This is a genomic window from Cupriavidus sp. FW305-46 (assembly GCF_058787075.1).
In genome coordinates, this window is sequence record NZ_JBYSZI010000036.1 from 42,104 (window position 1) to 53,610 (window position 11,507).

At 68.5% G+C, this 11,507-nt stretch carries 11 protein-coding genes; 2 read left to right on the forward strand and 9 right to left on the reverse strand.

Annotated features, from left to right (window positions below; all coding sequences use genetic code 11):
• Positions 1 to 7 precede the first annotated feature (7 nt).
• Genes AC3WON_RS18340 through AC3WON_RS18375 form a run of 8 tightly spaced genes read right to left on the reverse strand, consistent with a single transcriptional unit; the run spans position 8 to position 6,091 of the window.
• Complete coding sequence (locus AC3WON_RS18340) at positions 8 to 988, reverse strand: lysophospholipid acyltransferase family protein (RefSeq protein WP_492352436.1); 981 nt, start codon at positions 986 to 988, stop codon at positions 8 to 10.
• A complete protein-coding gene (locus AC3WON_RS18345; protein WP_492352437.1) occupies positions 985 to 1,743 on the reverse strand; it encodes a glycosyltransferase family 2 protein in 759 nt (252 codons plus the stop codon). Before AC3WON_RS18345 ends, AC3WON_RS18340 begins: the two co-directional genes overlap by 4 nt.
• Positions 1,736 to 3,427, reverse strand: a complete 1,692-nt coding sequence (locus AC3WON_RS18350; RefSeq protein WP_492352438.1) for an ApeI family dehydratase — start codon at positions 3,425 to 3,427, stop codon at positions 1,736 to 1,738. Before AC3WON_RS18350 ends, AC3WON_RS18345 begins: the two co-directional genes overlap by 8 nt.
• Positions 3,420 to 3,968, reverse strand: a complete 549-nt coding sequence (locus tag AC3WON_RS18355; protein ID WP_492352439.1) for a COG4648 family protein — start codon at positions 3,966 to 3,968, stop codon at positions 3,420 to 3,422. The genes AC3WON_RS18350 and AC3WON_RS18355 overlap by 8 nt, the downstream gene beginning before the upstream one ends.
• Entirely contained in the window at positions 3,968 to 4,231 is a 264-nt protein-coding gene (locus AC3WON_RS18360; RefSeq protein ID WP_037024754.1) for an acyl carrier protein, read from the reverse strand. Before AC3WON_RS18360 ends, AC3WON_RS18355 begins: the two co-directional genes overlap by 1 nt.
• A gap of 46 nt (positions 4,232 to 4,277) precedes the next feature.
• A complete protein-coding gene (locus tag AC3WON_RS18365; RefSeq protein WP_492352440.1) occupies positions 4,278 to 4,550 on the reverse strand; it encodes a phosphopantetheine-binding protein in 273 nt (90 codons plus the stop codon).
• Positions 4,537 to 5,322, reverse strand: a complete 786-nt coding sequence (locus AC3WON_RS18370; RefSeq protein ID WP_492352441.1) for a lysophospholipid acyltransferase family protein — start codon at positions 5,320 to 5,322, stop codon at positions 4,537 to 4,539. Before AC3WON_RS18370 ends, AC3WON_RS18365 begins: the two co-directional genes overlap by 14 nt.
• Entirely contained in the window at positions 5,315 to 6,091 is a 777-nt protein-coding gene (locus tag AC3WON_RS18375; protein ID WP_492352442.1) for a beta-ketoacyl synthase chain length factor, read from the reverse strand. The genes AC3WON_RS18370 and AC3WON_RS18375 overlap by 8 nt, the downstream gene beginning before the upstream one ends.
• A 585-nt stretch (positions 6,092 to 6,676) precedes the next feature.
• Here AC3WON_RS18375 and AC3WON_RS18380 point away from each other — a divergent pair.
• Positions 6,677 to 7,711, forward strand: coding sequence for an aldo/keto reductase (locus AC3WON_RS18380; protein WP_492319439.1), 1,035 nt, complete (start codon positions 6,677 to 6,679; stop codon positions 7,709 to 7,711).
• Between the two features lie 223 nt (positions 7,712 to 7,934).
• Positions 7,935 to 11,201, forward strand: coding sequence for a transglycosylase domain-containing protein (locus AC3WON_RS18385; RefSeq protein ID WP_492352443.1), 3,267 nt, complete (start codon positions 7,935 to 7,937; stop codon positions 11,199 to 11,201).
• Here the strand turns inward: AC3WON_RS18385 and AC3WON_RS18390 are convergent.
• On the reverse strand, positions 11,174 to 11,425 hold the full coding sequence (locus tag AC3WON_RS18390) for a GlsB/YeaQ/YmgE family stress response membrane protein (protein ID WP_492319441.1): 252 nt from the start codon (positions 11,423 to 11,425) through the stop codon (positions 11,174 to 11,176). The two genes, AC3WON_RS18385 and AC3WON_RS18390, sit on opposite strands and share 28 nt — an antisense overlap.
• Between the last annotated feature and the right edge of the window lie 82 nt (positions 11,426 to 11,507).

Below are 11,507 nucleotides of genomic sequence, written 5' to 3' on the forward strand. Positions count from 1 at the left end.
CAATGGCTCAGCGCGCCCGCCCGGCGGTGGCGTCGGGGTCGGCCCAGAAATCGTAGAAGTTGAACCAGTCATAGGGAGACAGCACCAGCAGTTCGGCCAGCCAGTCGGCATAGGCGCGGGCATAGCCGGCCAGCGCCTCGGCGCGGCCGGCGCGCGGCAGGCGCACAGTGCGCGCCAGTTCGGTAAAGCGCAGCAGGTGGCCGTCGCCGTGGCGGATGCAGCCCATCGCGAACAGCGGGCAGTCCATCAGCGCGGCCAGCACGTACGGGCCTACAGGAAAGCGCGCCGGCGCGCCCAGGAACGGGATGCTGACGGCGCGTCCGCCATGGGCGGGGGCGCGGTCGCCGGCAATGGCGACAAACTCGCCGGCGCAGATCTTGTCGGCCAGCTCCTGCGCAGTGGCCGGCGAGATCTCGTCGACCTGGTACAGCTGCAGCGTGGCGCCGGGATCGATGCGGGACAGGATGCGGTTGAAGCGCTGCGCATGCGCGGTATGCACCAGCACCGTCAGGCGCAGGCCGCGGCGATGGCGCGCCAGCACGCGGCACAGCTCCAGGCAGCCCATATGGGCAGTGACGATGATGCCGCCCTGGCCGCTTTCGATCTGGCGCAGCATCACCTCCGCGCCTTCGCGCGTGACGTTGCCGAAGGCATAGCGCCCGCCGATCGCCAGCAGCTTGTCGAGCAGCGTGTCGGCGAACGCATACAGGTGCCGCAGCGTACTGCGTGCGCCGGGCCTGGCGCCAGCCCCGGTCACCCGGTGTACGCGGCGCAGGTAGTCGAGAGAGGCCCGGCGTGCGGTGCTATGCGTCAGCCAGTAGTAGGTGACCACGGGGTACAGCACTGCGCGGAACGCCAGGCGGCCGAACAGGCGATGGATCGCGTACAGGCACCAGACTCCCCACACGCAGGTGGCTTCGCCGATGCGGCTCCAGTGGCGCGCGGCGGTGGTGGTGGCCGGCGCCGCGCCAGGTGCGGTCATGCTCATGCGAGCTTGCGTCCTATCAGCGCCGGCAGGCGGCGCAGCATGCCGAAGAACAGGCGCGTGTGCATCCATGAGATGCGCAGGTTGTCGCGCCAGACCCGGAAGTGCGAGACGCCATCGCTGGGGTAGGTCACGGGCGTGGGGATATTGATGATGCGCACCCCGCGCCAGACCAGCCGCACCAGGATCTCGATATCGAATTCCATGCGCGGGCCGATCCGCGCCGCGCGCGTCACTGGCACCACGTCAGCCAGCGGGTAGACCCGCAGCCCGCACATCGAATCGCGCACCGCGAACGACAGCGTGTGGACCCAGACCCATACATGGGTCAGATAGCGCCCGATCAGGCGCCCGCGCGGCACCGAGGCATCGTAGACCGGGTTGCCGCACACCATGGCCGCCGGATGCCGTTGTGCCATGTCGAGAAAGGCGGGAATGCAGCCGGCGTCGTGCTGGCCGTCCGCGTCGATCTGCAGTGCGTGGGTGTAGCCGGCGCGCCAGGCGGCCTCGAAACCGGCGGTCACGGCTGCGCCCTTGCCCTGGTTGTGTTCGAGCCTGACCAGCGTGACGCGGCCCGCGGTGCGGCCATCGTGGCGCGCGGCGAGCCCGCGCAGCACGGCTGCGCATGCGGGGCTGCTGCCGTCGTCGACGAGCAGGCACGGCACCGGATGGGACAGGATCGCATCGACCATGGCGCCGATGGCGCGCTCGTGGTTGTAGACCGGCACCAACACCACGGGCCGGAAGGCGTCAACCATGTTCGCTCCTGAAGATGATGCGGCCGCTGGCGTGTGAACCCGATGCCGAGGTCAGGCGGAATGCCAGCGCCAGTCTGGCCGGCTGCCATTCCAGGTCCAGCCGCACCTGGCTGCCGGGCCGGATGATGCCCTGGAACTTGAGCACGTCCAGGCGCAGGAAACGCTCGCGCGGCGGCACCGGCAGTCGCTGCGGCGCCAGCGCCATGGCCCAGTCGACCTGCGCCACGCCGGGCACGATCGGCGTGCCGGGAAAATGTCCGTCGAAAACAGCCAGGTGCGCGCCGATATCGAGCATGGCCGCGGCGGCGTGCTCGCTGCTTTCGATCCAGATCGCGCGCGGCAGGGTCTGGCGGAACAGGTCTCGCAACAGAACTTCGGTGGTCTTGCCCTGCGCGTTGCACGGCAGCGCCTCGGTCGCCAGGTGCCAGCGCCGCGGGAGGGCCAGCGCATCCACGGAACCGGCCAGCGCTGCTCTCAATGTGGCGATCAATGCCGCGCGGCCTGCATCGGCCAGCATGGCGGCGCCGCCCTCGTTCAGCACCACGGCAGCGGCCACGCGCGTGCCAACATCCAGGTCCACCAGCACCACGCGTGCGTCCTGCACCAGTGGTGATGCTGCCAGCGCCTGCTCGATGCGGGTCAGCGAGACGCGCTTTTCTTCAATCTTGGCCACGCGGTCGGCGCGGCCGGCCAGCACGAAGCCGTCTTCGCCGTCGGCCAGCGCCCGGTCCGCGCAGAGATGCCAGCCATCGTCGGGCAGGTGCGCGGAGCACACCGCCAGGATGCCGTCCTGCAGGCGCCAGGCCACGCCGGGCAGGGGCGTCCAGCGCTCCTGCTGGTGCGCGCGCTGGCGCCAGGCGATGCCGCCGGTTTCGGAACTGCCGAATACCTCGATGGGCGATTGCCCGAGGTGGCGCAACGCGTCCTCGGCCGCGGACTGCGGCAACGGCCCACCCGAAGAGAACAGCGCGCACACTGCGGCCCGCGCCGCAGTCCAGTCCACGGATTCAGGCATGCGGCGCAGGTGTGCCGGGCTGCTGACCAGTACTACGGGAGCATCGCCGCAAGCCGCAACCACTTCCTCATGGAAGGCAAGCCGTGCGTGCGGCAGGGCGCGGCCGGCTGCCAGCGGCCAAAGCACGCAGAACAGCAGGCCGTAGATGTGCTGGTGCGAGACCGTGGTCAGCAGCCGCACATGGCGCGGAAGCTGCGTGCCGAATGCCATCTGCAGCGCGCGGGTTTCGGCATCGAGCTGTGCCAGCCGCTTGTGGATGGCCTCGGGCGTGCCGGTCGAGCCAGACGTGAACAGCGTAATGGAGGTGGCGGGCGGCAGCAGCGGCCAGTCGCTGGCCTCGCCGTCAGCGTCTTGCCGCGGCTGCAATCCTTGCGGCAACTCGCCGGCCCAGCCGTCGGTATGCGCGCGTAGCGCCTGCAGCGTATCGGGGCGCATGTCGCCGGGCAGCACCACGTGCTTGCCCGCATGCCAGGCGCCGAGCAGCGCGGCAGCAAAGTCCGGGGTCGATTCGAGATAGATAGCCCAGCGCTCGCCGGGTGCCGCGGCAAAGGCCGCGCGCCATGCGGCTGCGCGCGCCAGCAGGCGCGCTGCATCGTCATCGGCCTCACCGCTTGCGTTGCGGCGGGCGAGCGCGGCCATCGCGCCACGGATTCCCGGCCACTCAGTCATGCCGGCCTCCCGCCATGACCTGCCGGCGCACCAGCCACTCGCCGGCGAACATGGCGCCGGTCAGCACGTAGGCAATGACGCCGTTGTATAGCGCCCAGACCCGGTCACTCGCAAACAGTGCCGTGCCGATTGCCAGGGTGCCGTTGACGCTGAAGAACAGGCACCATGCGACAGTGACCTTGCGCGTGTAGGACACGCCCGACGGCGGCAGCGCCTGCTCGCGCAGCCGCGCGATGCGCTCCACCACGCTGGGCGGACGCCAAAGGCTCCAGCCGAACACGGCCAGCAGCACCGCGTTGACCAGCGCCGGGTACAGCTTGAGCGGCATCGCCTCGCCGGAGGCGAACACCGCCAGCGCGAGCGCGGCCGCGGCCAGCGCCAGTGGCCGCCAGCCCGCGTGCCGCACGGCGGCCAGGCGCAGTGCCAGCAGCGCGACCAGCAGCAGCGCCACCATGCGCGGCGGCCAGTATTGCAGGCCGACGTAGACTGCGACCGGGTAGCACAGCATCAGCGCGCCCAAGGCCCAGGAGCGCCACGCCATCAGGCCGTCGCAGCGGAATCGGAGTCGATCAGCAGCGCCAGTGCCTGTACCACATCCTGGATGGTACGCACGGACTTGAACTGCTCGGGCTTGAGGGGTTTGTCCAGCATCGGCTTGAGCTTGACCAGCAGGTCCACCGCGTCGATGCTGTCGATGTCCAGGTCCTCGTAAAGCCGGGCTTCCGGCCGGATGCGGTCCGCTTCGATTTCAAAGGAGTCCTGCAGGACTGCTGAAACGCGCGCAAAGATTTCGTCGTGGGTCATGGCCATGCCTACTAGCTTGAAGGGGTCAGGGTACTCGGTGGGCGCCTCAGGCCGCGGCCTGTTCGGCGCGATGTGCGGTCACGAAGGCCGCCAGCGCCGCAACGCTGGCAAAGCGTCCGCGCACCACTTCCTTGTCGCCGCTCATGGAGACGCCGAAGCGCTTCTGCAGTGCCAGGCCGAGCTCGAGTGCATCGATCGAATCCAGGCCCAGGCCCTCGACGAACAACGGCGCATCGGTATCGATGTCGTCGGGCGCCATTTCCTCAAGCGACAGCGACGAGACGATCAGTTCTTTGATTTCTTGTTCAAGCGCCTTCACGGCGTATCTCCCTGGAAAAATAGTTGGTCAATGCCAGCGTGACTGCGCGTACAGCCATGGCGTCGTTGGTACCAGCGATGCCGGGTCCAGCCAGTTGCCGGGGGTCGAGGTCTTCGCGCACCTCGATGACGTAGCGCGGCCGGCGTACCGGCACGCGGTACCACTTGTCGCCCTTGCGCAGCATGGGCGGCTCGCAGCGGATGATCACCGGCGTCAGCGCAATGCCGCCGCGCACCGCGATGTTGGCGGCGCCGCGCTGCAGCCGCAAGCTGCCATCGGCTGGCGTGCGCGTGCCCTCCGGAAAAATCAGCAGGTTATTGCCCGCGCGCAGCGAAGTGATGCAGCCCTGCACCATGGCCGCACCGGAATCGTTCTGCACATAGCCGGTGGCCAGCACCGGCCCGCGCGTGAACGGGTTACGTGCCAGGCTGGCCTTGACCACGCAATCGGAGCGGCGCGTCAGCGCGATCAGGAAGATCACGTCGATCAGCGACGGATGGTTGGCGACGATCAGCAGCCCCTGGCGCCGCAGCCGTTGCGCGTTCCGCACCTCATAGCGGATCACGCCCACGGTACACATCAGCCACAGGAAAAGCCGGAACGCGTAGTGAATCACATCCTTGCAAACGCGCTGGCGCCGCACCGCGCTCCAGAGCGCCAGCGTCAGCACCGGAAACACCAGCACGCGCAGCACCAGCCCGCCCAGCCCGAAGCCGGAAAAGCACAGGCCGGTGGCGCAGACGCGCCAGGCGCGATCGAGGCGCTCAACCATGGCGCTGCCACTGCCAGGTTGCGTTCTCGCCCCGATGGCGCAGCTGGGCGTCGCCGGCGAGCACGAAGCGCAGCACCTCGAGGCCGTGGGGCAACTGTGGCGTCGGTGCAGCGGCGGGCTCGTTTGCCAGTGCAAGCGTGTACCAGGGTTCGCCCGTGCGCGGGGCGCCGATGCGCCAGCACCAGCTGTACAGGCAGCCGGGCTCGTCCTCGAACTCGGCATAGGGCGTTGCCACCGGCGCGTCGTAGTTGACCAGCATGACTTCGGGCGCGCCGTCGGCCAGCAAGCTGCACGCTTCCAGCACGGCCGTCTCCACGGTGTCCCGTCCGGCGGACAGCGCCTGCAGGTTGCCCGTATCGGCCAGGTCTATCGAGCGCACTGCGCCAATAGCGTTGTGCACCGCCAAGCCGAACGCGGTCGGCGACAGCGGCTCGCCGGCTGCCAGTTCCGTGAGCATCGTTACCAGCCGGCCGGTATCTCCGTGGCGCGAGGCAAAGACCGCGGGGACCCTGGTATTCCCGATATCGCCTGGCGCGCAGGCATAGGCCGACGCCAACGCCACGCGACCCAGCAGGGGCAGGCGGCGGCGCAGCATCGCGGCCATTTCCGGCAGGGCCGGGGCCTGCGCCTGTGGCGCTGGCAGGTGCGGGGCGGCGCTCCACTTGCGCCAGTCAGCCTGCGTCTGCAGGCCGTCGGCCCAGGCCGACCAGGCACGAATGCCAAAGGCCAGCGCCGCGCTGCGGTTGTCCCCGGCGGTGCCCGCCTTCATGCCCGCCCGCCTTTTGCGCAAACCGGGCGCCCGAGCGCCGCCGACGCGCCGTGCTGGCGGTCTGGGGCGGAAAGGCAGGTATGGCGATTCATGATTCTGGCGGGAAAAATCAATGGTGAAAGGGTCGCATTTTGGCGGGCGTCATTTTACTCAGTTCGCTGCCGGCGGAATGTCAAAAATATTGCTGTTGTGGCGAAAATGCTTATTTTCCGTTCCCTGGCCCGCAAATGGGCGACTCGCCTTGGCGCATCTGAAATGTCTTAGTCATTTCGGTAAAAAATCCTTGCTAAGCTTGCCCAGTATCTTGCTCAGTACCGGTCCCAGGCATTGCAGCGAACGGAATCAGGTTGGCGGGTGTTCAAAATTCCCCTGTCCGCATATATCCCAATCACGTTCGCCGATTCTTTCTGCAGATGGCCGGCAATAAATCGGGGAGTATCGGCGAATTTCCCCGGTTGTTCTCTGGCGGCGCCAGCATGCCGGACCCGGAAGCGGCAGAATGTGGGATTGTGATCACAATTGGCCATTCCGTTCAGTCCGGCCTGGCCACCCCGACGCCATCCCACCCCATCCCAAGGAGCCACCATGCCCGCCACCACCATGCCTTACCGCCGCCTCGGCGCCAGCAACCTGCGCGTTTCGGCACTCTGCCTGGGCACCATGATGTTCGCCGACCAGACCGATGAGGCCGAAGCCGCCCGCATCGTCGCCAGCGCGCGCGATCACGGCGTGAACTTCATCGACACCGCCGACGTGTATACCAAGGGCGCGTCGGAGCAGATGGTCGGGCGCCTGCTGACCGCCAGCCGCCACGACTGGGTGCTTGCCACCAAGCTGGGCAACGCGATGCAGGCGGCGCCCAATCACGGGCACTATTCGCGGACCTGGATCCTGCGCGCGGTGGAGGACAGCCTGCACCGGCTGGCGACGGACTACATCGACCTTCTCTACCTGCACCGCGACTATCCCGGCGCGAACCTGGAAGAGGCGGTGCGGGCGATGGGCGACCTGGTGCGCAGCGGCAAGATCCGCTACTGGGCGGTGTCGAACTTCCGCGGCTGGCGCATCGCGGAGATCGCACGGCTGTGCGGCGAGCTGGGCGTGCCGCGCCCGGTGGCGTGCCAGCCCTACTACAACCTGCTGAACCGGATGCCGGAGGTGGAGATCCTGCCGGCATGCGAGCACTACGGGCTGGGCGTGGTGCCCTACAGCCCGGTGGCGCGCGGCGTGCTGACCGGCAAGTACGCACCCGGGCAGGCACCGGGCGAGGGCACGCGCGCCGGCCGCGCCGACCGCCGCATGATGGAAACCGAGTTCCGCGAAGAATCGCTGGTGATCGCACAGCAGCTCAAGGTCCATGCCGAAGGGCGCGGGCTGACGCCGGGCCAGTTCGCCACGGCGTGGGTGCTGGCCAACCCGATCATCTCGTCGGTCATTGCCGGTCCGCGCACGCTGGCGCAATTCGAGGACTATCTGGGCGCTCCCGGTGCCGTCATCACACCCGAGGAAGAATCGATGGTCGATGCGCTGGTGTCGCCGGGTCATGCCTCGACGCATGGCTACAACGACCCGGGTTACCCGTTCGGGGGACGGCCCGTGGCACGCGCGCAGGCAGCCTGATGACCCTTTCGGACAGGGGCGCAATGTGGCGCAGGCGCTGCCTGGAGTGATGCCTGTATGCAACGGCACGATGCCCGCGCGCGCGCTTGCTGCAGGCTGCCTTTACTCCTACTAATATCAAGACAGGCGGCGCGCGGCGTGCGCGCGCCGCGAGAACATAGCGCTTCGAGCCGGTGCATGGCAGCGCCTGCGCGCTGCATCGGCCCAACAGGGAAGCCCAAACGTGTCGCGTCGTGGCTGGATCTTCGCTGGCTTGGCGGTCGCCCTTGGTGGGGGCGCCTATGTCGTGTACAGCTTTGTCGCAAGCGAAGTGCGCAACTCGCACTTGCAGGCGCGGCTGATCGGCAGCCTGGGGCAGCGACTGACATTCGAGATCCAGCCGGGCGCCAGCGACAGCATCCGTTTCCCGCATTCCGGGCCCTATGACGCCCGCATGGGCTACGGCCGGATGCCGCTGTTCGCGCAGCGGCTGGAGCAGCGCGGCTACGTTCCTGCCGAACAGGCGCGCATGTCGCCCGACATGGTGCGGCTGATCGACGAAGGCCTGTTCACGCCCTACCGCGAGAAAAACCAGGCGGGCCTGCTGCTGCGCGACTGCAACGGGCTGACGCTGGCGTTCGAGCGTTATCCGCAGCGCCAGTACCAGGACTTCGGCGCGGTGCCGCCACTGCTGGTGAGCGCCTTGCTCTATGTCGAGAACCAGGGCCTGCTCAACCCGGAATACCCCAATATGAACCCGGCGCTGGACTGGCGCCGGCTGTCGCGCGCGGTGCTTGACCAGGTGATCCGGCTTGCCGACAAGTCGCATGACGCGCCCGGCGGCAGCACGCTGGCCACGCAGATCGAGAAATACCGGCACTCGCCCGAAGGCCGCACCGCATCGATCCCCGAGAAATTCCGCCAGATGGCGTCGGCGTCGCTGCGTGCCTACCTGGACGGCCCCGACACCCAGCGCGCGCGCGAGCGCATCGTGGTCGACTACCTGAACACGGTGCCGCTGTCGGCGCGCGCCGGCTTCGGCGAGATCAACGGCATCGGCGATGGGCTCTGGGTCTGGTATGGCGAGGACTTCGGCGAGGTCAACCGGCTGCTCAAGGAACTGGACCAGCGCGCGCCCGATCCGCGCCAGGCGCAGGCCTTCAAGCGCGCGCTGTCGCTGATCATCTCGCAGCGCCGCCCGTCCTACCACCTGCGCCGCGACGACACCAACCTGGATGCGCTGACCGGCAGCTACCTGCGCCTGCTGGCGGCCAACAATGTCATCACCGCCGAGCTGCGCGACGCGGCGCTGGCGCAGCCGCTGGACAAGGCCGCGCCACCCCAGAGCCCGCCGCAGGAGCCCTTTGTCACGCGCAAGGCCGTCAACCGGGTGCGCGCCGATATCACCCGGCTGACGGGGGTGGAGAGCCGCTACGACATGGACCGGCTCGACCTGAGCGTGGACAGCACCGTCAACCGCGAGGCGCAGCGCATCGTCACCGAGACCCTGCAGCGCGTGAACAACAAGGCCGATGCGCGCGCCATGGGCCTGTACGGCCACAACCTGCTGCGCGACCACGACGATCCGTCGAAGCTGATGACGAGCTTCACGCTGTATGAGCGCGTGGGCAATGCCAGCGTGGTGCGGATCCAGGCCGACAATATCGACCAGCCCTTTGATATCAACAGCGGCGCGCGCCTGAACCTGGGTTCCACCGCCAAGCTGCGCACGCTGGTGACCTACCTGGAGATCATCAGCGAGCTGCACGCACGCTACGCCGGCATGACCAGCGCCCAACTGGCCGCGGTGCCGCTGGCACGCCAGGATGCGCTCAGCCACTGGGCGGTCGAATACTTGCTGAAGGCGCGCAAGCCCGCCGAGCGCGAGCTGATGGCCATGCTCGAGGCCGCCATGGAGCGCAAGTACTCGGGCGGCGCCGGCGAAGCCTTCTACACCGGCGGCGGCCTGCAGAGCTTCACCAACTTCGAGCGTGAATCGGGCATGCGCAACCTGACGGTGCGGACCGCATTCCAGCACTCGGTCAACCTGGTCTTCATCCGCATGATGCGCGACATCGTGCGCTACGAGACCTTCCACGCCAGCCCGGACATTGGCGAGCTCTTCGATGACCGCGACGCGCCCGGCCGGCGCGCCTACCTGGAGCGCTTTGCCGACCAGGAGGGCAGCGCCTACATGACGAACTTTTACCAGCGCTACCGCGGCAAGAGTTCTGAGCTGCGCCTGACCACGCTGCTGGGCCGCGTGCGCATGACTACGCCGCACCTGAACGCGGTGCGCATGTCGGTGACACTGCTGAGCGCGCGGCCGCAGCTGGACGAGGACAGCTACATCCGCATCATGCGCGCCCGCCTGGGCGACAAGCAGCTGGCCGGCGAAGACCTGAGTGCGCTGTACCGCAAGTACGGCAAGGACAAGTTCAACCTGAACGACCGGGGCTACCTGTCACGGGTGCATCCGCTGGAACTGTGGATGGTGGAGTACCTCGACCAGCACCCCGACGCGACCCTGGCAGAGATCCTGAAGGCCAGCACCGCCGAGCGCCAGGAAGTTTACAAATGGCTGTTCCGCACGCGCAGCAAGGCCGGCCAGGACAACCGCATCCGCGCGCTGCTGGAGCAAGATGCCTTCACGCGGATTGCGCGGCGCTGGCAGCGGCTGGGCTATCCGTTCGATTCGCTGACACCGTCGTACGGCAGCGCCATCGGTGCCGCGGGCGACCGGCCGGCCGCGCTGGCGGAGCTGGCCGGCATCCTGCTGGCGGGCGGCGTGGTCACGCAGAACACGGCGGTGCGCAGCCTGGCGTTTGCCGACGGCACGCCGTACGCCACGCGCTACGTGCTGCAGCCGGGCCCGGGCAAGCGGGTCTTGCCGGCCGAGGTGGCAGAGCTGGCACGGCGCTCGATGCTGGACGTGGTGGAGCGCGGCACTGCCAAGTCGATTCGCGGCGCCTTCACGGTGCCGGGGCGTGATGGCGCCACGCTGGCGGTGGCGGGCAAGACCGGCACCGGCGACCAGCGCTACCAGGTCTACGGGCCGGGTGGGCGGCTGATTTCGTCGCGCTCGGTGAACCGCTCGGCCACCTTTGTGTTCACGCTGGGCGAGCGCTTCTTCGGCACCGTGGTGGTCAATGTGAGAGAACCCTATGCGGCGCGCTACAGCTTTACCAGCGCGCTGGCGGTGCGGGTCCTGCGGGCGATCGCGCCGCAGGTGTCGGCGATGGCGCCGGGTGGCGACCGCGCGCTGCTGCGCTGCCGCGATGCTGCGCCCGGGCTGCGTACGCCGCGCGTGCCCACCATGGCCGCGCCGGCCGATGCCGTGCCTGGCGCCGCGCTGGCCCAGGGTCTCCAGGCGCCGGCGCGCAGCGGCAAGCCCGATGCTGCCGCGGTACCGCAGGCGCCTGCCGCGCCCGAGGTACCGGACCTGGCCGACGCCAACGATGCCGTTGGCGTGCGCCGCGCCAGTCAGCCCTTGCGCCGGACCATGCCGTAGATCACCAGCAGCACGATCGCGCCAAGCACCGACGCGATCCACCCGGCCGGCTGGCCCGGCTGGTACCAGCCCATGGCGCGGCCGACGTAGCCGGCAGCCAGCGAGCCCAGCACGCCCAGGACGATGGTCATGATCCAGCCCATCTTGTCGTCGCCGGGTTTGACCGCCCTGGCGATCAGGCCGACGATCAGGCCAACGAACACGGTGCCAATGAATGCCATCATGATGCGCTCTCCCGGTAGTGGTCAGAGTCCATGCCGACCGCATGGGGCGGCCGGCTGCGCTTCATGATACACGCAGCAGTCT

Bases quoted from the DNA above. Each gene is read 5' to 3' on its own strand.
- AC3WON_RS18340 (WP_492352436.1), bottom strand. From the start codon at position 988: ATGAGCATGACCGCACCTGGCGCGGCGCCGGCCACCACCACCGCCGCG.
- AC3WON_RS18360 (WP_037024754.1), bottom strand. From the start codon at position 4,231: ATGACCCACGACGAAATCTTTGCGCGCGTTTCAGCAGTCCTGCAGGAC.
- AC3WON_RS18345 (WP_492352437.1), bottom strand. From the start codon at position 1,743: ATGGTTGACGCCTTCCGGCCCGTGGTGTTGGTGCCGGTCTACAACCAC.
- AC3WON_RS18390 (WP_492319441.1), bottom strand. From the start codon at position 11,425: ATGATGGCATTCATTGGCACCGTGTTCGTTGGCCTGATCGTCGGCCTG.
- AC3WON_RS18380 (WP_492319439.1), top strand. From the start codon at position 6,677: ATGCCCGCCACCACCATGCCTTACCGCCGCCTCGGCGCCAGCAACCTG.
- AC3WON_RS18355 (WP_492352439.1), bottom strand. From the start codon at position 3,968: ATGGCGTGGCGCTCCTGGGCCTTGGGCGCGCTGATGCTGTGCTACCCG.
- AC3WON_RS18375 (WP_492352442.1), bottom strand. From the start codon at position 6,091: ATGAAGGCGGGCACCGCCGGGGACAACCGCAGCGCGGCGCTGGCCTTT.
- AC3WON_RS18350 (WP_492352438.1), bottom strand. From the start codon at position 3,427: ATGACTGAGTGGCCGGGAATCCGTGGCGCGATGGCCGCGCTCGCCCGC.
- AC3WON_RS18370 (WP_492352441.1), bottom strand. From the start codon at position 5,322: ATGGTTGAGCGCCTCGATCGCGCCTGGCGCGTCTGCGCCACCGGCCTG.